This is a genomic window from Pseudomonas fluorescens (genome assembly GCF_902497895.1).
Lineage (GTDB): Bacteria > Pseudomonadota > Gammaproteobacteria > Pseudomonadales > Pseudomonadaceae > Aquipseudomonas > Aquipseudomonas fluorescens_BP.
In genome coordinates this window covers 1-24671 of sequence record NZ_CABVHQ010000049.1, presented here as the reverse complement: position 1 = coordinate 24671, position 24671 = coordinate 1, and the positions used below count along the sequence as shown (strand labels likewise).

The window sequence follows — 24671 nt, the reverse complement described above, 5'->3', positions numbered from 1 at the left end:
ACTTGTTTTGTTACTGAAGGTAGCTTTCCCCTTACCCAGAAAATGGTTATTTCGCCACGGATTTTTGCTGCTTAAGTCCGGCAGGCGTCTGCAAAGCCCACATAAATCCAAAAATAAGGTTGGCAAAATGAACTCTAAGTCTGATCAGGAAATTCTCGAGCAGGTCGAGGCGAAGCAGGCCCTGCATTCGCTTAATGCTCGCTTTGCCCGTGCGCTTGACCGCATGGATCGCTGCTTGATGGTGTCTTTGTGGACCGATGATGCAAGGGTTGACTGTGGCGCGCACCAAGGCTCGGCCAAGGGCTTCGTAGTTGCCGTGACTACCCCGGATGAGGCGTTGGAACGCAGCTTTACTTCCATTTCCAATGAGTACTTCGAGGTGACTGGCAGCACCGCCATTGGCGAGGTTTACATGATCAACATCAGCACGGTGATCGAAGAGGGCAAGAAGGTCGATCGCCTGATTGGGGGTCGCTACCTTGATAGCTATCGCCAGGAAGATGGGCAATGGAAAATTGCCAAACGTGTATTCGTCCACGACTGGAACATGACGCAACCTACCACCACGGTCTGGGATGAAGGTTTGTTCGGCTTGATTACCTTGCGCGGCAAACGTGACCAGTCTGACCCGGTTTACGCACTGCTGGGGCAATAAACATGAGCCTTAGCCAACGGATTCATGCAGTTGCAGACCATCAGCAAATTCTGGATCAGATGGCACGATACTGCCAGGCCGTGGATCGTTGCGACTTGGCGTTGCTGAAGTCGACCTTCCATCAAGATGGCGTGGTCAAGTTTGGCATCTTTGATGGTAACGCCTGGGAGTTCTGTGATTACGACATCCCCTTTATCGAGGAAAACCTGGTGATGGGCTGGCACCGTGTTGCCACCATCGATATCCAGCTGTTAGACGAAAACCGCGCCCTGGCCGAGTCCTACATGCTCGGCAATGCCGCCGCGCGGATGCCGGACGGCACGTTGATCAATTGCCCGGACAACATGCGCTATTTGGATGTATGGGAAAAACGCGACGGTGTATGGCGTATGTACTCGCGTGATCTGGTGATGGATTGGAATGCCTGCTGGCCCTACAGCGGTAGAACCGATGGGGTGTTTGCCGCCTACCAGCAGCGGGGCTGCCGTGGTCGCGAAGACCTGGCGTATCAACTCAAGTTAGTGCCGTGAACTGACGTGCTTCCGGCACTCGATCAGCTCTGCGCCAAGCAACAAGAAGAGCCGCGGCTGTCGCGGTAATAGACAGGAGAAATACATGAAATCCTCTCTGGTTGAGCTCACTCAGCAAGCCTTGGTAGACGATGATTTTTTGCGCGGTGATCCGATTACCGGAGACCGCTACTACTCAAAAGAATTCATGCAAAAGGAGTGGGACCAGATGTGGTCCCGCACGTGGCATGTCGGCGGTACGTTGGCCCAGTTGCCCGAACCGGGCTGCGTGATCACCGCGCAAATCGGCACCGAATCAATCCTCATGTTGCGCGATGATGAAGGCAACATCCGTGCTTATTACAATGTCTGCCAGCACCGTGGCAATCGCTTGGTCAACTGCGAAGAGACGAAGGTCAAGCGGCTGGTGTGCGGTTACCACAGTTGGTGTTATGGCCTTAACGGCAGCCTGTTGATTGCCAAGGACTCGGAAAACTTTCCCCAGGGAAACCCGGTCGGCAAGTTGCATTTGAAAGAGCTGCGCTGTGAAACCTTTGGTGGCCTGGTGTGGTTCAACATGTTCCCGAATGCTCCAGCGTTACGCGACTCACTGGGTGTGGTTGCCGATCAGCTGGAAGTTTACGAGATGGACAAAACGGTTCGGGTGATGCACCTCACCAGTGAAGTGAACTGCAACTGGAAGGTCATCCAGGACAACTTCAGCGAGGCTTATCATGTCACGGCGCTGCACCGTGAGCTGGCCACCCACATTGATGATTCCTACCACAACACCACCTTCGAGGTGTATCGCAACGGCCACAGCCGAATGCTGATGAAGGGCTCGCTGCCTTCTGGCAGCGGCAAGGCGAAGAAGGTGCAGGCACCGCTGGACGACATCATGCGCAGCTGGGGGCTCAAGCCTGAGGAGTTCGATGGCCGTGCGGGCGATGTCCGTCTGGCGATGCAAAAGCAGAAGCGCGCCCTGGGCAAGGAGCGTGGCTATAGCCAGTACGACAACCTGACGGATGATCAGCTGAGCGATTATCACCACTACACCCTGTTCCCCAATATGTCCTTCACCATGGCTGCCGAGTCCTACCAGATTTTGCGGCCGATGCCGCACCCGACCGATCCAGAGAAATGCCTGTTCGATCACTGGTATTTCGTGCGCCCTGCCACTGGCGAGACAGAAGTCGGCACGCCAATTGGCATGCTACCGCTCAAGCCGGCAGCGCATGAGGTGTTCAAGCACGGCGAAAGATCCATGGGTTTTGTCGCTGATCAGGACCTGAGCGTGGCGATTGCTCAGCAGCGTGGCCTCCATTCGCGTGGCTATAGCGACTCTTACCTGGCCGAGCAGGAATCGCGTGTGCGGCGCTACCACGAAGTGATCAACGATTACATTGCTGGCCGCATCTGAGACTCGTTATGGCGACCGCTCATGGCGGTCGTCGCGCAGTTCCTAAAACAATAACCCGTAAGGAATTTCTGCATGACCATCATCGCCATTACTGCGCGCCTCGAAATCGAGCCTTCGCGCATCGAGGAATACCTGCAAGCCGCCGAGGTCGCCATCATTGGGACGCGTGCCGAGCCCGGCTGCCGTCTGTATGCCTTTGCCCGCGACATCCAGATCCCTAACGTTGTGTGGATCAGCGAGGAGTGGCAATCGGATGCCGCGCTCTCACGGCATCTGCAATCGAAGCACATCACCGCGTTCCTGAGGACGACCGCAGACATCAAGCTGCTCGACCTGGATGTGCGCAAGTATTCAGTGTCCGCGATCGGCACTGTCGAGCCGCCAGTAATCAGCGCCTGAGTCACGGCGATCTATGCACAATTGCGGCCCCTCAATGCCAAGGGCAAGGGCGCTGCATTCAGGAGAAAAAGCGATGGGACGTGTGGCTGGTAAGGTCGTTTTAATTACGGGTGCTGCTTCTGGTCTGGGGGCTGCCGATGCCCGATTGTTGGCGGCAGAGGGTGCTCATGTGGTGCTCACTGATATCAACGAGGCGCTGGGTAGGGATGTTGCAGCCGGTATTCCGGGCGCGCTGTTTCTAGTGCATGACGTGCGTGACGAGCAGCGCTGGCAGGAAGTGATCGCCGAGACGGTCAAGCATTTCGGTCGTCTCGATGTACTGGTCAATAATGCCGGCGTAGTGGTGTTTGCTGACGTCGAACAGACCAGTCTGGAGAAGTACCGCTTCGTCAACTCGATTATGTCCGAGGGCACCTTTCTCGGCTGCAAGTATGCAATTGCGGCGATGAAAACCAGTGGCGCAGGCTCGATTATCAACATCTCCTCGATCGGTGCGATCAAGGGCATCGGCGAGATCGTCGCTTATTCAGCCGCCAAGGGCGCGATCCTTTCTCTGACCCGCAGTGTCGCCATCCACTGCCGTGATAAAGGCTACAACATCCGCTGCAACGCGATCCTGCCCGGGGCGCACGAAACGCCAATGACAGCTGCGGCAGTTAGCGAGATTGACCAGGGGAGCGGGGCGCTCATGCAGGTGCAGAGCAATGGCCAGGGCCAACCGATTGATGTGGCCAATATGGTGCTGTTCCTTGCCTCGGACGAGTCACGCTACGTCAACGGCTCGCAGTTGGTTATCGATAACGCGGAAACCATCAAGTAAGCCCGTATGCCCCAGAACTCGGTTTTTGGGGCTTTTATCAGGACGCCTCCCATGATTCAAGGTTTGCATCACGTCGCTATTTCGACGCCTGATCTGTCACGCCTGCTGAGCTTCTACCGTGATTTACTGGGTTTTGAAGAGCTGAGCCGTACGTCCTGGCCCGCTGGCACCGGCATGATCAATCGAGTGCTGGGGTTGGATGACAGCGCCGCCACCACGGTAATGCTCAAGGGGCCAAATCTCTGTTTGGAACTGTTCGAGTTCAGCTTGCCCAAGGCTGAGCCTTTGACCACCGAGCGCCCGGTGCATAAGTACGGCTTCACTCACATATGCATCGATGTACAAGGCATCGATAAGGTCTATCAGCGGCTGCTGGCAGCGGGAGTGCGGTTCCATTGCCCGCCCCAGGACTTTGGTGTGTCCAGGGCGACCTATGGCCGTGATCCCGATGGCAACGTCTTCGAGTTGCAGGAAATTTTAAACCCCTGAGCCGGCTGTACTGTTTTCCGGATCCAGCGTGATTGCACGGATAGTTTCGGTTCGTGAATAATTTAATTTAATAAAAACAAACTTCCCTGTTGGTTTTTTTATAGTTTTGTTTTAGATTGTCCCCCATGGCCTATTTGCGGGCCGGCTTTCCACTACAACAAGTCACGACTAATAAGAGGTCACTATGGCTGAGGCCAAATCTCCGGATTGCGCGGTGTTGCTGGATATCTACCGCAGAGCCAACTTGATCAAGACGGCTGACGATCGCTTTATCGAGTTGATCAAGGCCGGGCAGATTGCCTCGCCTTATTACTCCACTCGCGGTCAGGAAATCATTCCGTCGGCCATTTCGGTGAACCTGAACGCCGACGACTACGTGATTACCACCTACCGCGGTATTCATGACCAGCTGGCCAAGGGCATTCCGTTGCGGCCCTTCGTTGCCGAGTTCATGGGACGTGCCACGGGTACTTGTAAAGGTAAGGGTGGGCCGATGCATATCACTCACCTGGCCTCCGGCTTGCCAGTGACTACGGGTGTGGTGGGGTCGGGTTTGCCGATCGCCAATGGCCTGGCCTGGGCTTCGCAACTGAAGAAGAGCGGCCAGGTTACGGTGTGCAACTTCGGTGATGGCGCGACAAATATTGGTGCTTTCCACGAGGCGCTGAATCTGGCTTCGGTGTGGAAGTTGCCAGTGGTATTCGTCTGCCAGAACAACGGCTATGCCGAGCACACCAAATATGAATACGGCACCGGTGCACGCGCCATTGTCGACCGCGCCATCGCCTACGGCATGCACGGCATCCAGTGCAACGGTAACAACGCGCTGGAGATGTGGGGGGCGGCACGTGAGGCCATCGACCGGGCGCGCTCAGGGTTGGGCCCGACGTTGCTGGAGGCCAAGACTTTCCGTTTTCGTGGCCACCTGCTGGGTGACGACAGCCATTATATCGATAAGGCCGAAATGGCGGCGGCCATCGCCGCCGATCCAATGCCGGCCTATCGCTCTTGGCTGATCGAGCAGGGGCATGCCAGCGATGCGCAACTCAGCACTATTGAAAAGACCAATGCCGACGACTTCGAAGATGCAGTCGAGTTCGGTCTGGCCAGTCCCTATCCCGACGTGTCCGAATTGAGCCGGGACGTCTATGCCGAGGAGGTCCGCCCATGACTGCCGTTAAAGCCAAGCGCATGAATATGTCCCAAGCCATTGCAATGGCCCTGCACCATGCAATGGAAATCGATACATCGGTGGTGGTACTCGGTGAGGATGTAGCCGACCCGCAGGGCGGCGGCGTGTTCAAGTGCACTGCCGGGCTGTCCGACGCCTTTGGCACCGAGCGGGTGCGTTCCACGCCGATCGCCGAACAGGCGATCATGGGCGCTGCCGTTGGTGCCGCGCTTGGCGGAATGCGTCCGGTGGCGGAGATCATGTTGATGAACTTCATGACCGTCGCCATGGATCAGGTGGTCAACCATGCGGCCAAACTGCGCTTTATGACGGGAGGTCAGACTCACGTGCCGTTGACCATCCGAACCGCTACCGGCGCCGGGTTCGGTACGGGTGGTCAGCACGCTGATTATCTGGAGGCCTGGTTTGCCCATACCGCCGGGATGAAGGTGGTAGCGCCGTCCAATCCAGCGGATGCCTACGGTTTGCTGTTGTCCTGCATCTTTGACGATGACCCTTGTCTATTCATCGAGAGCCTGCCGCTGTACTTCACCCAGGGTGAAGCACCTGTACCGGGTGAGAGGGTGCCGCTGGGCAAGGCCAAGGTCGTGCGCGAAGGTACCGACGTCACCGTCATCAGTTACAGCCGCACCATGGTTGAAGTGCAGGCCGTGGCCAGGGATCTGGAAAAGCAGGGCATTTCGGTGGAGGTCATCGATTTGCGCACTATCTCCCCGTTGGATATGCCAACACTGCTCGAATCGGTACGCAAGACTGGCCGAGCGGTGATTGCCCACGAGGCTCAGGTCGACTTCGGTGTAGGGGCTGAGATTGCCACTCGCCTGCATGCGGATTTGTTCCACGAGTTGAAGGCTCCGGTCGGTCGGGTCGGTGCGGCGCGCTCGCCGGTACCGTTCTCCAAGGCGTTGGAAGACGCCTTCATTCCGACCAAAGAACGAATCACCGCCGCCATTCTCAACGTACTCAAATAAAAAAGGACGGGCTCCGATAATGACGACTCAAATTATTCTGCCAAAACTAGGTTTTTCCGTTAACGAAGCCGTACTGGTCGAGTGGATGGTTGATGATGGTGCCGAGGTGAATAAAGGCGACCCGCTGTACTGCATTGAAAGCGAAAAGTCGCTGCAGGAAATTGAGGCGCCCGCCAACGGGGTACTGCGCATCCTCAAGGAAGCCGGGGAAAGTTACGACGTGGGTACTGTGATCGGGGAGTTGGGCTGATGACTGATCAGACTAAATCCTTGGCGCCTGCATGGCCGGCGAACTTGCCGCCCATGCCGGTGATCGATTTCAGCCAGTTTGGCGCGGTAGAAAGTCTGGACTTGTCACGTAATCAGCTCTATGCCGGGGCTTTTCTCGGCCGTAACTGGGCGCAGATCCCTCACGTGACGCATCACGATGAGGCCTTTGTCGACGCTCTGCATGAACATCGCCGACAACAGGCTGAGGCGCTTGGCCGCAAGCTGACACCGTTGCCTTTCCTTATCAAGGCGCTGGTCAATGCGTTGAAGGCATTTCCGCAGTTCAACGCGTCCCTGGCACCGAGCGGCAAGCAATTGGTGCTGAAAAAGTATTTCCACATCGGTGTTGCCGTTGAAACGCCTCAGGGCTTGCTGGTGCCGGTGATCCGCGATGCCGACCGCAAGTCCATCGCTGAGCTGGCCGCCGAATTGGCGGATAAGGCTCAGCGTGCTCGCGACAAGGGTTTGCCCATCAGTGAAATGTCCGGTGGCAGCATGACCATCAGTTCCCTGGGGGCGATCGGAGGTACGGGCTTTACGCCGATTATCAACGCACCCGAACTGGCGATTTTGGGCATTACCAGTGAGTTTGAGCGACTGGTGATGGTCGCAGGTCGGGTTGAGGTCAAGCACCTGCTGCCTCTGTCGTTGAGTTATGACCATCGGGTTATCAATGGTGCAGATGCCGCGCGTTTCTGCCGTTTTCTTGCGGCGCAACTTGCCGATCCTACACAGTTGGTATGAGCAGGCGTCTGGAGTAAGACCATGACAACAAACAACAATAATAGCCGAAGTGTTCAGTCGCGCTTTTCTCTCCAGGGCCGAGTGGCACTGGTCACGGGTGCCGGTTCGGGGCTGGGCGCGCATTTCGCGGCAGTGCTGTCGGAAGCTGGCGCTAAAGTAGTCTGTGTGGCCCGTCGCCTTGATCGGGTTGAAGCAGTAGCTGGCGCTATTCGCGAGAAGGGTGGCGAGGCCGTAGCCTGCGTCATGGATGTCACCGATTGCGCCTCGATCAAGCTTGCCTACGATGTGGCCGAGCGGCATTTCGGCAAGATTGATGTGTTGATCAATAATGCCGGTTTGTCCGACCCGGCGCCCTTCGAGGAGATGACCCGCAACCAGTGGACATCATTGCTGGACGCCAACTTGTCGGGGCCTTTTTTCGTCGCTCAAGAAATGGCCAGGCGCCTGATAGCGGCGGGGCAGCCAGGCACTATCATTAATATCGCCTCGATTTTGGGGCATTTGGCCAGACACTGTTTCCTCAATTATGGTACGACCAAGGCAGCGCTGATTCACATGACGCAGTACATGGCTTTGGATCTGATGCAACACTCGATTCGGGTCAATGCCATCGCCCCGGGTTTTTTCCCCAGCGAGATGACCAATCCCTTCTATGAGTCAGAGGATGGCAAACGGGAAATCGCCGGTTTGCCACCCAAGCGCCTCGGCCGCCACGAAGAACTGGATGGTCCGTTGCTGTTGTTGGCGAGCGAGGCGTCTTCTTACATGAGCGGCTCGGTGGTGACGGTGGACAGCGGGCATTCAATTCGTTTGTCTTGAGTGATACTCGATAGAGTTTGATTAAAAAATTGTTTGTTTGTTTGTTTTGCGTGATGCGAAAGCATAAAATCAACCAATATCTACGGTTTACGTCGCTTTGGTAGATAAAACCAAAAGGTGAGTATATGTCCGTTGATGAGAGAGTGAGCAAACTGGCCCGACCCGCGCGGCGGTTCAAGGCTGAAAATGGTGGCTGGCAAGCGGAAAAAAGCCACCTGATGCGCCTGCATATTCTCGATGCAGCGCTACGCTGCCTGGTGGATATTGGTTACACCCAAACCACCACTGAAAAGATTGCCAAGCAGGCGGGTGTTTCGCGCGGAGCAATGACTCATCACTTCAAGTCGCGCGCGGATGTGTTCGCGGCTGCAGCAGCGCACATCACCGATATCCGTGTGTTGGAATACGATGCGGCGATCCAGGATGTGACGATGTCGGCCGGCAGTTTTCCGACCCCTGCGAGCATGCTGCAGACCCTCAAGGTGCTGCAGGACTATTTCATGCAGCCGTCTTTTCTGGCTTTTCACGAATTGCTTCGCGGTGCCCGTACAGATGCCGAACTGTATCAGGTGATGGCGCCACTGGAGCAGTCTCTTGATGAGCGTATCTCCGTCAGTATGGTGACCCGCTTCCCTGTGTGGGCGGAAGTCGAACTGCGTGAAACTGGCGAGGTCCTGCGCGACCTGATCATGCACACGCTGCAGAGCGTAGCGCTTAATCCATCACCGTACCTGGTGGGTGATCGACTGGACCGGTTGCATGAACTGCTTGCCAAAACCGCGATAAATGAGTTCCGCGAAGCCTACAACATCCTGGGCAGCAGGATCGAAACCTGAGTCACCGCAAAAGCCATGCAGAATGTGAGTGTGCCGCTTGTTGAGTGCTTTTTTTAGGTGTATAAAAAACAATCTCGTTGGTTTGAAATAGGCTTGAATAATGACCGCTCCCACTGATCTTGCCCCTCATCTGCCAGTGGCTCACCTGCTGAGGCAGGATGAGTCTTCCCTCAGCCTATTGGGCAGCCAATGCCGAGAGTGCGGCGAGGTGTACTTTCCCAAGGCCGTTAGTTGCACCGCCTGTTGCTGCACCGAGCTTGCCTCGTTCGATATTGGCAACAAGGGACACCTATGGTCCTGGACGGTGCAGGCTTTTATGCCGAAGTCGCCGTACAACAGTGGTGAGCGAGAAGGTGACTTCCAACCTTATGGCGTCGGTTACGTCGAGATGCCCAGTGGGGTCAAGGTCGAGAGCCGATTGACCACGGCCGATCCGGCGGAGCTGGCGATTGGCATGCCAATGTCACTATGCCTGGTCCGCTATGGCCAGCAGGCCGACGGGCGAGCGTTGCATACCTTTGCTTTTACCCCTGTAACGACGGGAGCTTTGTGATGGAAGATATTGCGATCATCGGCATCGGCATGCACCCCTTCGGTCGCACCGATGGCCTGTCCGGCCAAGCGCAGGGTGCCTTTGCCGTGCGTGAGGCGCTGCGCGATGCCGGCATTGGCTGGGAGCAGGTCGGCGTGGCTTACGGCGGCAGCCAGGATGCTGGCAATGCCGATGCACTGGCCAATCATCTGGGACTGAGCGCGATTCCCTTCGTTAATGTGGCCAACGGCTGCGCCACCGGCGGCAGCGCCTTGGCGAGTGTGGTCGCGGCGATTGGCTCTGGCATGGCCGAAATCGGTGTAGCCGTTGGTTTTGACAAGCACCCTCGCGGTGCCTTTAATCCGCAGCCCGCCGAATGGGGGCTGGAGGACTGGTACGGTGAAACAGGCCTGATGCTGACGACTCAGTTTTTTGCCCTGAAAACCCAGCGCTACATGCACGATCACAACATCCCCGAGGAGTCGCTGGTGCTTACAGCGCAGCGAGCCTTCCGTAATGGCGCACTTAATCCACAAGCCTGGCGCCGTCGCGAGCTGAGCTACGCAGAAATTGCCGAGTCGATGCCGGTTAATTTGCCATTGCGCAAATACATGTTCTGCAACCCCGCAGAGGGCGGTGCAGCGCTAGTGCTATGCCGTGCAAGCGAAGCGCACAAGTACAGCAATCGGCCAATCATCGTCCGTGCGGCGGTTATGCGTACACGCCACCATGGTTCGTTTGAGGTATTCAGCCCAGGACTTGCCACGCGCCAGGCGCCGGCACCCACGGTCACTGCCTCGCAGGCCGCTTACGAGATGGCAGGTGTGGGGCCTGAAGATATCGACGTGATCCAGCTACAGGACACTGACAGTGGCTCGGAGATTATTCACCTTGCCGAAAACGGGTTTTGCGAACACGGCGAGCAGGTGCTGCTCTTGCGCAACGGCGCCACTGATATCGGCGGTCGCCTGCCGGTCAATACCGATGGCGGTTGCCTGGCCAATGGCGAACCGGTCGGCGCTTCTGGTCTGCGTCAGGTCATTGAAGTCTGTACCCAGCTACGTCAGCAGGCCGGCGCGCGTCAGGTACCAGGTAAACCACGTTTGGGTTACACCCATGTCTACGGAGCACCTGGCGTAAGTGCGGTGACCATTCTCGAAGCGCCGTAGGCGCTCCGGTACACAGTCTGAATAAGAATAAGAGGGACGCTACCATGAACAATCCCACGCACGCCAAATTCACTTTACTGCCACCGGAAGAGGTGGGTGACCCGAACTTGTTTCAGCAGCTATTGGAACAGGAAACGGTGCCGGTGCCGGAGTTTCTCAAACCGAATCCACCTGTTTTCAGCGACGTCAATCTGTCGGTCGAGCGTTACAGTGCGCGCTGGTTCCATGAACTGGAAGCGGAAAAACTCTGGCCCAAGGCCTGGCAGATGGTCTGCCGTGAAGAAGACATCCAGAAGCCCGGCGATCATCTGGTGTATGACATCGTCAACACCTCCATCATCGTCATGCGCGGCCAGGATGGCGCTATTCGTGGCTTTTACAATTCATGCCTGCACCGTGGCCGCGCTCTGCGCATGGGCGGCGGTGCGGTCAGCCAGCTCAAGTGCCCCTACCATGGCTTCACTTGGGATCTGCAGGGCGAGTTCAAGAGCATGCCCACCACCTGGGACTTCAAACACCTTGAGCCCTGCCAGTTGAAACTGCCGCAAGTGCAAGTGGATACCTGGGGTGGCTTCGTCTTTATCAACCAGGACATCGAGGCGCCGCCACTGCTGGAACATCTAGGCGTACTGCCGGAGCACTTCAAGGATTACAGCCTTGATCGTTCGGTCTCCATAGCTCACGTGCAGCGGCGTATGGCCTGTAACTGGAAGGTGGCGCAGGAAGCCTTTATGGAGTCCATGCACACCCGCGCCACTCACCCGCAGATCATGACCTTCACCGGCGATGTCGACAGCCAGTATGACATCTACGGCGATAACATCAGCCGGAGCATCACCCCCATGGCGGTGACCAGTTCCAACCTCAAGAATGTCGACGAGGCGCTGGTCTTGCATGACATCCTCGAAGAGTCCGGGCGCATGGCTGATTCCGACAGTAGCAAGCATGTGCTGCCGGAAGGCATGACTACCCGTGAATACATCGGTGAGCTGAACCGAGGCATCTACGCCGAGGCGTCGGGTGTCGATCTCACGCACGCCACGCACGCCGAGTTGCTGGACGCGATTCTCTATTCGGTTTTCCCCAACACCCAGGTTTGGGCCGGTTACTTCGGGAACATTGTCTATCGCGCCATCCCCGACGGCGATAACCATGAGGCCTGCCTGTTTGACGTCTGGTTGCTCGGCCGCTACCAGGCTGGCAGCGCCTGCCCTCCCGGCGCCACGTTGAATCGCCTGCCGGATGATCAGGAGTTCTGCAACGCCAAGGAACTCGGGGCCTTGGGCGCGGTGTTCGACCAGGACATGAACAATCTGGACGCCATGACCAAAGGCTTGAAGACTTCGAAGAAAGGTGCAGTCAGCCTGGCCAGCTACCAGGAGAGCCGTATCCGTCACCATCATCTGACCCTGGATAAGTACCTGGGATTGGCCAAGTAAACGGCCCGGGCAGGCGCACCGTGCCTGCCCTCGATTGTCCCGGCATAAAGAGAATGGCTATGAACACGAACTTACACGAGCGGGCCCAGCGTCTGCGCCAGGAAGTACGGCATTTTTGTGCCTATGAGATGCCCGCCGAGCTGCTGGACAAGGCGCACCGTCATCAGGTGCTGGACAAGGCGGACTATGTGCAGTGGATGCGTCTGTTGCAGGCCAAGGGTTGGGTCGCCGGTCACTGGCCCGAAGCCTACGGCGGTCAGGCCTGGTCGCTGCTGGAGCGGTTTATATTCGAGGATGAACTGGCCCGCCAGGGCTGCCCATGGATTATTCCCTTCGGCGTCAAATACGTCGGCCCGGTGATTTACACCTTTGGCAGCGAAGAGCAAAAGCGCCATTTTCTACCCGGTATCCTCAGCACCGACGACTTCTGGGCTCAGGGTTACTCTGAGCCGGGTGCTGGCTCTGACCTGGTGGCGTTGCGTACCCAGGCGGTGCGTGATGGCGAGCACTATGTAGTCAACGGTCAGAAAGTCTGGACCACCTATGCCCAGTGGGCCGACTGGCTGTTCTGTCTGGTACGGACCGGCACCGAGGGCAAGCCGCAAAGCAATATTTCCTTTCTGTTGATCGACATGCGCAGTCCCGGCGTTACGGTCAAACCTATTCACACCATGGACGGCTTTGTGCACGTCAACGAGGTGTGGTTGGAAAACGTTCGCGTACCGGTGGAAAACCTGGTGGGTGAGGAGGGCAGTGGTTGGGGTTACGCCAAGTTCCTTCTAAAGAATGAGCGTACCGCTGGCGCTATCGTCGGTCAGGCCTGGCATGTGCTGAATCGCCTGAAGAGCCTGGCGCGTGATTCCCGCAGCGGCGGCCAGCGGTTGATCGAGCAGCCACTCATGCGCCAGCGCATCGGCGAGTTTGAACTGCGGTTTATGGCCTTGGAGGAAGTCGCTTATCAGGCGGTGGAGGCCATGGTCGCGGGTACCGACAACGGCGGAGAGGCCTCGCTGATCAAGATTCGCGGTACGGAGTTGTATCAGGAAGTGGCTCAAGCCCTGGTCGAGGCCCTGGGCCTGGCAGGCATCGCATTCGACCCTGAAGCGCTACACCGTGGTGGGCTGCCGCCGCTTGCGCCGGACGATGCCGGCGGCATCCTCAAAGAGCATTTCTACAACCGCGCGGCGACCATCTTCGGTGGATCGTCGGAAATTCAGCGCAATATAGTGGCCAAGATGGTGCTGGGATTATGACTACGGACCTGGAAACAATCGCCATGCTGCGCGACAGCCTGGAGCGCTACACAGCAGATCATTACGATTTTCTGCAACGCTGGCCCAGGCTTGAACAGGCCGGCGGTTACGACCCTGCGACCTGGCAGACCTTTGCCGAGTTCGGCTGGCTGTCCCTGCGCCTGCCAGAAGAACTTGGCGGCCTGGACGCCGATGCCGTAGCCATCGGTGCGGTGATGGAAGTGGTCGGCAGTCGCCTGCTGCTGGAACCGCTGCTGGCCAGTGCGGTGGTTGCGACAGGGCTTCTACTCAAGCAAGGCTCAGTCAGTCAACAGACTGAATTGCTGCCTGCGCTGGCAGCGGGCCTGCTGAAACTGGTGTTTGCCCATGACGAGCCCGAACAACAGGCTTGTCGTTATGAGGCTGGTACGCTGTCCGGTACCAAACTGGCGGTGTTGCATGGCGACACGGCCGAACAGTTTCTGGTTTCGGCGCGCGATGCCCAGGGGCAGCGGGTATTCTGTCTGGTCGATGCCAATGCTGCCGGGCTCACCCGTCAGAGCTTCCTTCTGGTGGACGGGCGCGGTGCGGCAACCCTGCACTTTGCCGAAGTGGTAGCGCCTCTCTTGCAGCCTGAGGCCAATGCGATGTCCGCGGACGCGGCGTTGGCCGAGCTGCAGGATGAGGCCAGTGTCGCTCTCTGTGCCGAGAGCCTGGGCGTGGCCACTAGTTTGCTCCGGATCACCAACGACTACCTCAAGATGCGTCAGCAGTTCGGCAAGCCGCTGGCCAGCAATCAGGCGCTGCAACACCGCATGGCGGATCTCTATCTGCTGACTGAAGAGATTCGTGCGCTGACCCGCGCCGCGCAGCAGGCCATGACCCTTCCCTTGGCCGAACGGGCGCGCACCCTCAGTGGTGCGCGTGCCTATATCGCTCAGGCGGCGCGGCATATTGGCAACGAAGCGATTCAATTGCACGGTGGCGTAGGCATTACAGATGAGCTGGAGGTCAGCCACTATTTCCGCCGATTGATGGTGATCAGCGCCTTGTTTGGTAACCGCGACGCGCACTTTTCGCGCTTCGTCGAGTTGTCACTGGCCGAGTGAAAAGAGCGTGAATATGCAGAGCGAAATCAGCAGCACTCAGGCTCGCCTCGATGCGGCCGCCAGTCAGCGTTATGCCCACAGCAGTGAGTGGCAGGGTCGGACCATCGCCGAGGCCGCGATCGCGATGGTCTCCCAGGATCCCGCGCGTATTACCCATGTTTTCGAAGGGCAGAATTGTCGGGTCGACGCGCTGTTGGATGATGCCCTGTTGCTGGCTGGCGCTCTGCAGCGCCGAGGCCTGCAACGCGGCGATGTGATCGCTTTCCAGCTGCCCAACTGGCGCGAAACGGCGGTTATTGACCTGGCAGCCAGCCTGTTGGGTCTGGTCATTGCGCCAATAGTGCCTATCTACCGAGATGCCGAGGTGGCCTTTATGCTGGCCGACTGCGGCGCCAAGGCGATGTTCTTTCCGGGTAATTACCGCGGTTTTGATTTCGCCGCCATGTTGCAGCGCCTGGCACCTGGCCTGCCAGCCCTGAGTCTGCTCGTCAGTGTGCGCGCCGAAGTCGCTCAAGTTGACGCTTATGAGCAGCTGCTGGCCGAGAACACGGTGCTGAAAAACCCCGCAAAGGTAGATGCTCACGCCGTCAAACTGATTCTCTACACTTCCGGCACCACGGGACGACCAAAGGCAGTACTGCACTCGCACAATACGGGGCCGACCCGGCTCAAACGCGCCTTTGAGTACTGGTCAGATGGTTCGCCTCAGGTATTGCTGATGGCATCGCCGGTCACCCATGTGACCGGGCTGAGTGCCTTGGAGCTGCCATTCTATCTGGACGCACGGAGCGTGTTCATGGAACGCTGGAACGCCGCCGAGGCACTCGACATCATCGAGCGTGAAGGCGTGACTATCAGCTTGGGGGCGACGCCGTTTCTGCACGAGCTGATTACTGCGGCCGAGCAGCAGGGCCGTCGTCTACCTAGCCTCCAACGCTTCGCCTGCGGTGGTGCCGAAGTACCGCCCGCGCTGATCTACAAGGCCTGCGAGGTGTTTGAAAACTGCCATGCGTTTCGCGTTTTTGGCTCCAGCGAGGTGCCGTTGGTGACCCTTGGCTTTGTCGGTGCCGATCAGTTGCAGCAAGCAGCCAGCACTGACGGGGAAATCGTTGATTACCAAGTGCGTCTGCTGGATGACGCTGGACAAGAGGTCGCCGCTGGCGAGGAAGGCGAGATCTGTGTGCGCGGCGCTGCGATGTTCCTGGGCTATGCAGACGCCGAGCAGACGGCGCAGAGCTTTGATGCAGATGGCTTCTTCGCAACCGGCGATCTCGGACGGATCACCGCTGACAATGCCATCGTTATCACCGGGCGCAAGAAAGACTTGATCAACCGCGGCGGCGAGAAGATCAGCGCCAAGGAGGTGGAGGATATCCTGCATCAACATCCGGCTATTGATGAAGCCGCGGTGGTGGCCATGCCCCACGAACGTCTCGGCGAAACCCTGTGTGCCTATGTGATTTTGCGCAGTGGTCAAAGCCTGACCCTGGAACAGTTGCTTGAGCAAGTTGGGCAGGCTGGCGTAGCGCGGCAGAAATTTCCTGAGCAGTTGGTGGTAGTGGTCGATTTTCCGCGCACCGCCTCCGGCAAAATCCGTAAAGATCGGCTGCGCGCCGATATACGGCAGCGCCTGTTGACGCTGTCCTGAGTAACTGTGAGGAGCTACCCGTAATGGACGCTAACTATCTTGATGTACGCATCGCCGTCAAGGCGGACGAAGCGCTGGATATTGTCACCCTGGAACTGGAGCCCTTGGCCGGGCATAGCTTGCCGGTGTTCAGTGCGGGCTCGCATATCGACGTAGAAATTCAACCGGGTTTGGTGCGCCAGTATTCCCTCTGCAATGACCCCACCGAGCAGCATCGCTATGTGATCGGCGTGTTGCGCGACCCGAACTCGCGTGGCGGTTCGATTGCGGTGCATGACCAATTGCAGGAAGGGCAGACCCTGCGCATCAGTCCACCGCGCAATCATTTTGCCTTGGTGCCAGCCAAGCGCTCGTTGCTGTTTGCTGGCGGCATCGGCGTGACGCCGATTCTGTGCATGGCCGAACGTCTGGCCAGCAGCGGTGCTGACTTTACGATGCACTATTCGTCGCGTGGTCCCGAGCGCATGGCGTTTTTAGCGCGTATTGGTGCGTCCGCCTTCGCTGATAATGTGCACCTGCATTTCGATGACGGTCCGGCTGTTCAGGCACTTGACCTTGCCACCGTACTGGCAGCCGAAGGCCCGGACACGCACTTGTATGTGTGTGGGCCGGGGGGCTTTATCGACTTTGTGGCCAATACGGCCAAAGCCCAGGGTTGGGACAGTCAGCGTATCCACTTCGAGTACTTTGCCGCCAAGCTCATTGATACCTCCGAAGACAACAGTTTTGAGGTGCAAGTAGCTAGCAGCAGTAAGGTCTATGTGATCGGCGAGGACGAATCCATCATCTCGGTACTGGCCGCTGATGGTGTGGAAATTTCGGTGTCCTGTCAGCAGGGTATCTGTGGTTCCTGTATCACCCGGGTGCTGGATGGCAAGGTTGATCATCGGGACCAGGTCCTGAGTGACAAAGAGCGCAATGATGAGGGCTGGTTCACGCCTTGTTGTTCGCGGGCGCTGAGCAAACGCCTGGTACTGGATATCTGATTCGTTGCGGGGCGCTGGCGATGTTACTCGTCAGCGCCTGGATCCCTTGGGGGAGGCGGCCTGGCTCGTTATGGGTCGCCGCCGCTGCTCTTGCGGGCCTGGTAATTTGCCAGTGCTGACTGCTCAGCTGATCACGAAGATTACAGGCTTCAACGGCCACTGAAGCGCGCAGGGCGTTTCTCCAGAAAGGCACTGACCGCTTCGCTGAAATCGGCTGTGGCGATGCAGCGGTCAAAGGCCTGCTGTTCCGCCGCCAGTTGGCTGGAAAAGTCATGGTCGAAAGACTGGCGCATCAATTGCTTGAGCAAGCCTTGGGCAAGCGGTGCAGAGCCTGCCATGCGCTCGGCCAAGGCTTGGGTAGCGCTGGCCAACTGGTCTCGAGGCACCACTTGGTTGATCAAGCCCAGCTTCAGGGCGTGTTCGGCATCCAGTGGTTCGCTGAGCAGGGCAATTTCCAGTGCCCTGCGTAGCCCAACCACGCGCGGAAGGTGCCATGAGGCACCGAGGTCGCAACTAGCGCCGAGGTTCAGGTAAGCGAAGTTGAAACGACAGTTATCCGCGGCGATCACCAGATCGCAGGCCAGCGCAATGCTCATGCCGGCGCCAGCTACTGGGCCATGCAGGCTGCCGATGACGGGGGCATGCAAACGAGTCAGCAGTTGCAGCGCCTGATTCATTGGCTCGATCAAACTGGCGGATACCGTGTCGGGCGCATCGCGAAACTGAGCGATATCGCCACCGGCCATGAAGCCGCGGCCTTCGCCACTGAGGACCACCACGCGGGTGGCGGGGTTGTTCGCCACCGATTGGCAGGCCTCGAGAAAGGCACTGGCCAGCGCACTGTCGATGGCGTTCAGTGCCTGCGGGCGATTGAAGCGGATGTTGCATATCGGACCGTGATTTTCCAGCAATACGGGGGCGTGCGACATGGGGATCATTCCTCTGCGGGGACAGGTGGTTGCGCTGCGTTCGGCTGAAAGTGGTTCCAGACTTGTTCCATCACTGTCTGGCGCTGCTGCTGGCGAATCGGGTCGTAGGCCGCCAGATTGATACAACGGATCAGGCAGCGGGATTCGCCCTCGGGGCCGTGGTCGGTTTCGATAATATTGATGCAGGCCGGATCCTGTTCGAAGGCCTTGAGACCCCCCAGGCCACTTCCGCCTATATGGCCGAGGATCACGCGATTGACCGCATCGTGGGCCACCATCAGCAGGTTCGACCACTCAGGGCGGGTCAGCCATTCGTGCCAGGCGAGGATGACCCGGGCGTTGAAGTCGCTCCAGGTTTCGCCTCCAATAAAACATGCCCCCGGTTGGTCTGCATCATCGTAGGCGTAGGCAATGGTCCGTTCGCGCTGCTCTGCGGGCACCTCCCGCAGACGGCCAGCGCGGATTTCCTTGAGCCTCTCATCGCAATGCAGGGTAATTGCCTGGCCGCCATTGAGGACCATCCTGGCGGTTTGCTCGGTTCGCGGCAGTCCTGAGCAAACGGCCAGATCAAAGGGCACCGGCGCCAGCATGTGGGCGGCGGCGGCGGCCTGCTCGAGGCCATTGGCGTTCAGCGGTACCCCGCGAGGATCGAGTGGATGACCCTGCTCATCGAAATAGCTGACTGCAGCATGGCGCAGCAAATAGATACGCCGACGCACTGATGGTGTGGAGCTCATCAGGCTTGGCTCTTTAATACGCGCGGATTACTGAGCGCCAACTGCTGTCGGTTGGCTCGCTTGAGCTGGGCCATGACGTTACGACGTTGTTCGCCGCTATCGGCTTGGCCGCTGCGGATCAGTCGGCAGAGTTGAAGGTTGGCAACCCGTAGATTGGTGCGCACGGCGGCAATCGGTTGCTCGCTGGCAATCGGCGGCCACGCGAGCAGGTGTGCAAGCTCGGCAAGCTCTTCGCGTTCGCAGTGTTCGCCCTGGCGCAGTTGGCGCGCAGCAATCGCCATAGCCCTTGCGATCATCAGTGCGGCTTGACGTTGGCTGGCTGGCAGTGTTGGCAGAAGCAGCTCGCGCAGCAATTTATCGGCGCTGTCGAGCAGTTGTTCAGCGGTCGGTTGCGTGCGCATCAGTCATTCTCCGTCATCTGCAAAATGGTGTATTCCAGCTCGGGAAGCATATGCCCGGTCAAGGCCAGCAACAGCGAGTCCTCCTCGCCACAGAGATGGCGCTGAGCTTGCTGAAGAGCAATGGCGGCCCAATTCATATGCGCCATTATTTCCCAGTAGGCGACTTGGTCACGTTCGATCGGCTGGTCGCTGACGCTTTCGTAACCGGCGTAGAAGTCCTCGCGCTGGCCGATGCCGCCTGCTTCCAGCTGATCTTTGCCGAAGCGCCAGCAGCGTGCGCAGAACCAGCCGATGTCTTCCAGCCGATCGCTCCAGCCCGCGAACTCCCAGTCCAGGATGGCGGTCAGTCCCTGTTCGTCAACCATGTAGTTGCCAGTGCGGTAGTCTCGGTGGCTTAACACAAGCGCAGTCCTGGCTGGGGCGTGCCGTTCCAGCCAGCGCAGGCCCCACTCCAGGGCAGGGTGGCTGCTGGACTGTTGGTCGAGAATGGCACGCAGGCGCTTGATCGAGTGCAGCGCCGCTGCCTCTTCATACAGCGGCAGAAAATCCAGATCGGTGCGCGGCGGTCGGATCGAATGAATACGCGCCAGTTCGGCACCGAGGCGCCGAGCAAGGGCAACGCGATCACCGCCCAGCTTTTGGTCCTTGACCAACATGTGGCCGGCGGCTTGGCCGTCGACCCGGCGCATGGCAAAGAACGGTCGGCCGATGACCGCCACGTCCATGCATAACCAGAGCGGCTCGGGCACTGACACGCCAGCGGCGAAGGCGGCCTTGAGCAGGGCGAACTCCTGTGCGCGGCCATGGCTGACTGACACCCCGGTAGGTGCGTCGGCACGGATCACTAGCTCCAGCAGACCTGCAAACGGGCCACCGGTAACTTGTGCAAGCGCCAGCCAGTTTTCTTGGATGGCACCGCCGGAGAGCAGTTTCAGCTCACTGAATTCGACTGTTTTGGCTTCGGTCTGCCTGGCGATAAACCCCTGCAGGGCTTCACGGGTTGAGGGCTTCATACGCTGAACTTCTTGAAGATGCGATTTCCCAGGCTCCAACGGTGGACTTCCGATGGGCCGTCATAAATGCGGAAGGCACGCATGTCGGAGAAGATCCGCGCGACGATGGTTTCGTCGGTCACGCCCTGGCCGCCGAGGATCTGCACGCAACGGTCTGTAACGCGCCAAGTGGCCTCGGAAACCATGACTTTGGCCATGCTCGACTCGGTGGTTCCCAGGTTACCTTGATCCAGCACCCAGGCCGTGTGCCAGATGGCCAGTCGCGAGCTATGCATATCCATTTCGTTGTCGGCGAGCATAAAGCTCACGCCTTCGTGTTTACCAAGGGCCTTGCCGAACGCTTGGCGGCGTGCCGCATAACGGGCCGCGACGTCGTGGCAACGACGGGCCTGACCTAGCCAGCGCATGCAGTGCGTCAGGCGCGCAGGGGAGAGGCGTACTTGAGCATATTTGAAGCCTTCGCCCAGCTCGCCGAGGATGGCACTGGAGGGCACGCGCAGGTTTTCGAACGCGACAACGCAGTGGCCGCCAGGAAAACAGGAATCCATCGACCCCATGCTGCGCTCGATGCTGATACCGGGGGCGTGCATGTCGGCGAGGAACATGGTGGCGCGGCCATCCTCCAGCTTGGCCATGATGATCGCCAGACTGGCGCCCTCGGCTCCGGTGATGAACCACTTGCGGCCGTTGATGATGAAATCGTCGCCATCGCGTACCGCCAGGGTCTGCAGCATCGATGGGTCTGAGCCAGCGCCTGGGTCAGGCTCGGTCATGCAGAAGCAGGAACGGATCTGCCCAGCAGCCAGCGGCCGCAGCCAACGCTGCTTCTGTGCGTCGGTGGCTACCGCTTCCAGCAGATGCATGTTGCCTTCGTCCGGTGCGGCGATGTTCAGCGCTACCGGTCCGAGTGTGGAATAGCCGGCCTCTTCAAAGAACACCGCCTTGCTGCGATGATCCAGACCCAAACCGCCGTATTCAGTCGAGACGTGGGCTGAGAGCAGGCCCGCGGCAGCGGCGGCAGCGATTAACTCGGCGCGTAGCTCCTCACTGGGGCCATGGGCGCCACAGCGTGAGTCCTTTTCGAAGGGGATGATCTGGGTGACGATGAAGTCGCGCACCCGTGCTTGCAGTGCAGTCAGTTCAGTCGAAATCGTGAAGTCCATGGCAGCTCTCGCGTGGCAGTGCGTCGAAAATCAGGCGTAACGGAAGAATCCGCGGCCACTCTTGCGGCCCAGATAGCCCGCCTCGACCATTTCCCGCAGTAGCGGGGCAGGGCGGTACTTGGAATCCTTGAAATTGTTGTAGAACACCTCCATTACCGCGAGGAGGGTGTCCAGGCCAATCAGGTCGGCCAAGGCCAATGGCCCAATGGGGTGATTGCAGCCAAGGCGCATGCCTTCGTCGATGTGCTCGGCGCTGGCCAGGCCCTCCTGGAGGACGAAGACAGCCTCGTTGATCATGGGAACCAGAATCCGGTTGACGGCAAACCCCGGGCTGTTTTTCGCGCTGATCGCCGTCTTGTGGATCCGCGAAACAAACTCTTCGGCGGCGGTCTGGGTGCTGTCACTGGTTTGCAGGCCGCGAATCAACTCGACCAACGCCATGACCGGTACCGGGTTGAAGAAGTGCATGCCGATAAAACGATCCGGGCGTGTGGTGGCTGCCGCCAATTTGGTGATAGAGATCGATGAGGTGTTGCTGGCGATCACTGTCTTGGGGCCGACTATTGCATCGATATCCCTGAGAATCGCCAGCTTCAGCGATTCAGCCTCGGTCGCCGCCTCGATCACGAGATCGGCGTCCACCAGCTCATTTTTGTCAGTGCTGTAGCGCAGATGGCCCAGTACGTCGCGCTTGCCCGACTCGTCCAGGCTGCCCTTGCGCAACAGCTTGTCCAGGCTGCTGCCGATGCTCTGTTCGGCGCGCAATAGTGCAGCAGTGGAAATGTCCACCATGATCACATTGAGCCCTGTCATGGCACAGATCTGGGCTATACCGTTGCCCATGGTTCCTGCGCCGACCACGCCTACCGTATTTATCTGCATCTAACTACTCCAGGTGTGCTGCTGGTACGTGCCAGCGGTTTTAAAGGCGTTCGAAAATGGCGGCAATACCTTGACCGCCACCGATGCACATGGTCACCAGGCCATAGCGTCCTTGAGTGCGGTGCAGTTCGTAGATCGCCTTGGTGGTGATGATTGCGCCTGTGGCGCCGACGGGGTGGCCGAGGGAAATGCCCGATCCATTTGGATTGACCTTCAGCGGGTCCAGTCCCAGTTCTTGTGTGACAGCGCAGGCCTGAGCGGCAAAGGCTTCATTGGACTCAATGACATCCATCTGCTCAATACGCAGGCCGCAACGCTTCAGCACCAGGCGAACCGCCGGCACCGGGCCCATGCCCATATACGCGGGATCAACCCCTGCATGGGCATAACCGACCAGGCGTGCCAGTGGTTCCAGTCCCAGTGCGTGTGCCCGTTGCTCTTCCGCCAGTACCACGGCAGCAGCACCATCGTTGAGGCCTGATGCATTGCCAGCAGTTACAGTGCCGTTTTCCTTGAGAAAGATGGCCTTCATGTCGGCAAGTTGCTGCAAGGTCAGTTCTGGGCGGATATGTTCGTCGCAGTCGAAACTGATAAGACCTCGACGGGTCTTGATCTCGACCGGAACTATCTGGGTTTTGAAATAACCCTTGGACGATGCCAGAGTTGCGCGGCGTTGGCTTTCGAGTGCTAGCTCATCCTGCATTTCGCGGCTGATGCCATAGCGGCTGGCTATGTTTTCCGCTGTGACGCCCATATGGATACGTTCCCAAGGGTCATGCAGGATGCCGTTCATGTAGTCGATTACTGGGTTGTCACCCAGGCGTGCTCCCCAGCGCATGCTCGGTAGCATGAATGGGCCGCGGCTCATATTTTCGGCACCCGCGCCAATAGCGATATCGGTATCGCCCAGCATAATGGCCTGGGCCGCAGAAATAATCGCTTGCAGTCCCGAACCGCATAGGCGGTTGACATTGAAGGCAGGGGTTTCCTGGGGGATGCCCGAATCCATGGCAGCGACTCTGCTCAGGTAGGCGTCGCGTGGTTCGGTTGGAATCACATTGCCCATCACCACATGACCGACTTCGGCCGGGTCGACACCCGAGCGGGTGAGCGCCGCCGAGCAAGCGGTCGTTGCAAGTGTGGTAAGCGGAGTGTCCTTCAGCGTTCCGCCGAAAGTGCCAATGGGGGTGCGCGCGGCACTTAACACGAGAATCTGACGTTGAGCCATAAAATGTCCTTTGGCCGGAGCCTGTGGAATGCCCGAGGCTTGAGAATATTTCGCTCAAGGCTTTTGGAAAACCGTAGATCAAGGCTGCAAAAGCGCCGCTTTGAACCTGTAGGCAATTAAAAAACATTTATGTCGGTTTGTAAATGCTTGCGTCTTTTTGAGTTCACGCATAGAGTGAAATTGTTGAATGGATGGCCATAAGGCAGTACCGCAAAACTGCCGATGTGTGTCCGCTCCGAGATCTTGCGGGGCAAGGTGTGTGACGTCGATGAATGCCCTCATTGAGGGCTCGTCAGGCGAGGAAATGCATCGATCCAAATCGGTAAAAGATTGGATAAACCAAGTCCTGAGCGCTGCATGGCAAATGCTTGGGGGTGAAAGAGTCTTTCCTTGAGTAAAAAACGATGAAAATAAAAACAATGTTCATCTTCGTTTTCATTTGCGCTGCTTTTACATTGCTATCGATTTTGCTGTTATCAAAGCCGGATTATGCTGAAGTGGTTTCCCTCCCGAGCTGTCACCAATTGGCTTATAGCTGTACGTTTTCAGCTGATTTCAGGGGATGGCATCCATGACCACTGGTTTACGTGCGCTTATCGCTTTGGCCTGCGTACGGCAAAGGCCTCCTGGCGTAGTCCGGGTCGTTACCCACTAGTGATCTACTGAAAACGGACACGAGTCTCGTTTCCCGTTCCAAATACACAAAAACGCCGCTCATTGAGCCACTGCTGTTCACTTAAGCTCGGGTATCAGGCACACACACAGGCGTAGCGAGGGGGCGGTGGATCAAGAGCCGGTCGGCTTGTATTTTGTTGATTGGGTACATATCCGTTGCTGCGGTCACGGCGACTCAGGGTTCCGCCCTTACGGCGGGGCACTTGGAAAAGCCCCAAGTAACCAAGGGCTCTTGCCCCTTTCGTTCGGTGCCTCGCCTAGGCTCGGCATGCCCTCGCTCCGGTCCTGCTCCGTGGGCCCGCCGCCATCGGCCATCCATGGCCGGGGGCGGCTAACCCGGCATCCATGCCGGGTTGCCCACTGCGCAGAACCTGCGCTCGGCCTCTCGAGGGGGCGTGCACCGC

At 58.3% G+C, this 24671-nt stretch carries 26 protein-coding genes; 19 read left to right on the top strand and 7 right to left on the bottom strand.

The genetic code is table 11. The annotated features are described in order from the left end of the window. Nucleotides 1–127: 127 nt before the first annotated feature. The 19 genes from F8N21_RS21705 (at nucleotide 128) to F8N21_RS21615 (ending at nucleotide 17239) form a co-directional block, all read left to right on the top strand. Nucleotides 128–655 carry a nuclear transport factor 2 family protein gene (locus F8N21_RS21705; protein WP_150644060.1) on the top strand — a complete coding sequence of 176 codons (528 nt, stop codon included), beginning with the start codon at nucleotides 128–130 and terminating at the stop codon, nucleotides 653–655. Nucleotides 656–657: 2 nt separating this feature from the next. Then, entirely contained in the window at nucleotides 658–1185 is a 528-nt protein-coding gene (locus tag F8N21_RS21700; RefSeq protein ID WP_150644059.1) for a nuclear transport factor 2 family protein, read from the top strand. Between the two features lie 85 nt (nucleotides 1186–1270). Further along, nucleotides 1271–2584, top strand: a complete 1314-nt coding sequence (locus tag F8N21_RS21695; protein ID WP_150644058.1) for an aromatic ring-hydroxylating oxygenase subunit alpha — start codon at nucleotides 1271–1273, stop codon at nucleotides 2582–2584. 72 nt (nucleotides 2585–2656) lie between these two features. Further along, the gene (locus tag F8N21_RS21690) at nucleotides 2657–2983 is read left to right on the top strand and encodes a putative quinol monooxygenase (RefSeq protein WP_150644057.1); all 327 of its coding nucleotides are present in this window, start codon (nucleotides 2657–2659) and stop codon (nucleotides 2981–2983) included. A 73-nt stretch (nucleotides 2984–3056) separates the two neighbouring features. Continuing rightward, a complete protein-coding gene (locus tag F8N21_RS21685; protein ID WP_150644056.1) occupies nucleotides 3057–3803 on the top strand; it encodes an SDR family oxidoreductase in 747 nt (248 codons plus the stop codon). 51 nt (nucleotides 3804–3854) lie between these two features. Next, nucleotides 3855–4292 (top strand): VOC family protein, encoded by a 438-nt coding sequence (locus F8N21_RS21680; protein WP_150644055.1) that lies wholly within the window; start codon nucleotides 3855–3857, stop codon nucleotides 4290–4292. 184 nt (nucleotides 4293–4476) lie between these two features. Beyond that, entirely contained in the window at nucleotides 4477–5463 is a 987-nt protein-coding gene (locus F8N21_RS21675; RefSeq protein ID WP_150644054.1) for a thiamine pyrophosphate-dependent dehydrogenase E1 component subunit alpha, read from the top strand. Next, a complete protein-coding gene (locus tag F8N21_RS21670) occupies nucleotides 5460–6455 on the top strand; it encodes an alpha-ketoacid dehydrogenase subunit beta (protein ID WP_224788265.1) in 996 nt (331 codons plus the stop codon). The genes F8N21_RS21675 and F8N21_RS21670 overlap by 4 nt, the downstream gene beginning before the upstream one ends. 19 nt (nucleotides 6456–6474) lie before the next feature. Next, nucleotides 6475–6705 carry a biotin/lipoyl-containing protein gene (locus F8N21_RS21665; RefSeq protein WP_150644053.1) on the top strand — a complete coding sequence of 77 codons (231 nt, stop codon included), beginning with the start codon at nucleotides 6475–6477 and terminating at the stop codon, nucleotides 6703–6705. Beyond that, nucleotides 6705–7469 carry a 2-oxo acid dehydrogenase subunit E2 gene (locus F8N21_RS21660; protein WP_150644052.1) on the top strand — a complete coding sequence of 255 codons (765 nt, stop codon included), beginning with the start codon at nucleotides 6705–6707 and terminating at the stop codon, nucleotides 7467–7469. Before F8N21_RS21665 ends, F8N21_RS21660 begins: the two co-directional genes overlap by 1 nt. Nucleotides 7470–7490: 21 nt before the next feature. Continuing rightward, the gene (locus F8N21_RS21655; RefSeq protein ID WP_150644051.1) at nucleotides 7491–8288 is read left to right on the top strand and encodes an SDR family NAD(P)-dependent oxidoreductase; all 798 of its coding nucleotides are present in this window, start codon (nucleotides 7491–7493) and stop codon (nucleotides 8286–8288) included. 125 nt (nucleotides 8289–8413) lie between these two features. After that, on the top strand, nucleotides 8414–9124 hold the full coding sequence (locus F8N21_RS21650) for a TetR/AcrR family transcriptional regulator (protein ID WP_150644050.1): 711 nt from the start codon (nucleotides 8414–8416) through the stop codon (nucleotides 9122–9124). A gap of 100 nt (nucleotides 9125–9224) precedes the next feature. Further along, a complete protein-coding gene (locus F8N21_RS21645; protein ID WP_150644049.1) occupies nucleotides 9225–9677 on the top strand; it encodes a Zn-ribbon domain-containing OB-fold protein in 453 nt (150 codons plus the stop codon). Beyond that, nucleotides 9677–10825, top strand: coding sequence for a thiolase family protein (locus F8N21_RS21640; protein ID WP_191624372.1), 1149 nt, complete (start codon nucleotides 9677–9679; stop codon nucleotides 10823–10825). Before F8N21_RS21645 ends, F8N21_RS21640 begins: the two co-directional genes overlap by 1 nt. A 44-nt stretch (nucleotides 10826–10869) precedes the next feature. Continuing rightward, the gene (locus F8N21_RS21635; RefSeq protein ID WP_150644047.1) at nucleotides 10870–12264 is read left to right on the top strand and encodes an aromatic ring-hydroxylating oxygenase subunit alpha; all 1395 of its coding nucleotides are present in this window, start codon (nucleotides 10870–10872) and stop codon (nucleotides 12262–12264) included. 59 nt (nucleotides 12265–12323) lie between these two features. Further along, the gene (locus F8N21_RS21630; protein ID WP_150644046.1) at nucleotides 12324–13517 is read left to right on the top strand and encodes an acyl-CoA dehydrogenase family protein; all 1194 of its coding nucleotides are present in this window, start codon (nucleotides 12324–12326) and stop codon (nucleotides 13515–13517) included. After that, nucleotides 13514–14605 carry an acyl-CoA dehydrogenase family protein gene (locus tag F8N21_RS21625; RefSeq protein WP_150644045.1) on the top strand — a complete coding sequence of 364 codons (1092 nt, stop codon included), beginning with the start codon at nucleotides 13514–13516 and terminating at the stop codon, nucleotides 14603–14605. Before F8N21_RS21630 ends, F8N21_RS21625 begins: the two co-directional genes overlap by 4 nt. Before the next feature lie 13 nt (nucleotides 14606–14618). After that, nucleotides 14619–16253, top strand: coding sequence for an AMP-binding protein (locus tag F8N21_RS21620; protein WP_150644044.1), 1635 nt, complete (start codon nucleotides 14619–14621; stop codon nucleotides 16251–16253). A gap of 23 nt (nucleotides 16254–16276) precedes the next feature. After that, on the top strand, nucleotides 16277–17239 hold the full coding sequence (locus F8N21_RS21615) for a PDR/VanB family oxidoreductase (RefSeq protein WP_150644043.1): 963 nt from the start codon (nucleotides 16277–16279) through the stop codon (nucleotides 17237–17239). 149 nt (nucleotides 17240–17388) lie between these two features. Here F8N21_RS21615 and F8N21_RS21610 read toward each other — a convergent pair whose 3' ends face one another. Genes F8N21_RS21610 through F8N21_RS21580 form a run of 7 tightly spaced genes read right to left on the bottom strand, consistent with a single transcriptional unit; the run spans nucleotide 17389 to nucleotide 23592 of the window. Further along, nucleotides 17389–18168 carry an enoyl-CoA hydratase/isomerase family protein gene (locus F8N21_RS21610; protein WP_150644042.1) on the bottom strand — a complete coding sequence of 260 codons (780 nt, stop codon included), beginning with the start codon at nucleotides 18166–18168 and terminating at the stop codon, nucleotides 17389–17391. 5 nt (nucleotides 18169–18173) lie between these two features. After that, complete coding sequence (locus tag F8N21_RS21605; RefSeq protein ID WP_150644041.1) at nucleotides 18174–18905, bottom strand: histidine phosphatase family protein; 732 nt, start codon at nucleotides 18903–18905, stop codon at nucleotides 18174–18176. Then, nucleotides 18905–19306, bottom strand: coding sequence for a DUF6285 domain-containing protein (locus tag F8N21_RS21600; RefSeq protein ID WP_150644040.1), 402 nt, complete (start codon nucleotides 19304–19306; stop codon nucleotides 18905–18907). The genes F8N21_RS21605 and F8N21_RS21600 overlap by 1 nt, the downstream gene beginning before the upstream one ends. After that, entirely contained in the window at nucleotides 19306–20319 is a 1014-nt protein-coding gene (locus tag F8N21_RS21595; RefSeq protein ID WP_150644039.1) for a phosphotransferase family protein, read from the bottom strand. Before F8N21_RS21595 ends, F8N21_RS21600 begins: the two co-directional genes overlap by 1 nt. Then, nucleotides 20316–21482, bottom strand: coding sequence for an acyl-CoA dehydrogenase family protein (locus F8N21_RS21590; protein ID WP_150644038.1), 1167 nt, complete (start codon nucleotides 21480–21482; stop codon nucleotides 20316–20318). Before F8N21_RS21590 ends, F8N21_RS21595 begins: the two co-directional genes overlap by 4 nt. 30 nt (nucleotides 21483–21512) lie before the next feature. Continuing rightward, nucleotides 21513–22364, bottom strand: coding sequence for a 3-hydroxybutyryl-CoA dehydrogenase (locus F8N21_RS21585; RefSeq protein WP_150644037.1), 852 nt, complete (start codon nucleotides 22362–22364; stop codon nucleotides 21513–21515). A 40-nt stretch (nucleotides 22365–22404) separates the two neighbouring features. Then, nucleotides 22405–23592, bottom strand: a complete 1188-nt coding sequence (locus F8N21_RS21580; RefSeq protein WP_150644036.1) for an acetyl-CoA C-acyltransferase family protein — start codon at nucleotides 23590–23592, stop codon at nucleotides 22405–22407. Nucleotides 23593–24671 lie beyond the last annotated feature (1079 nt).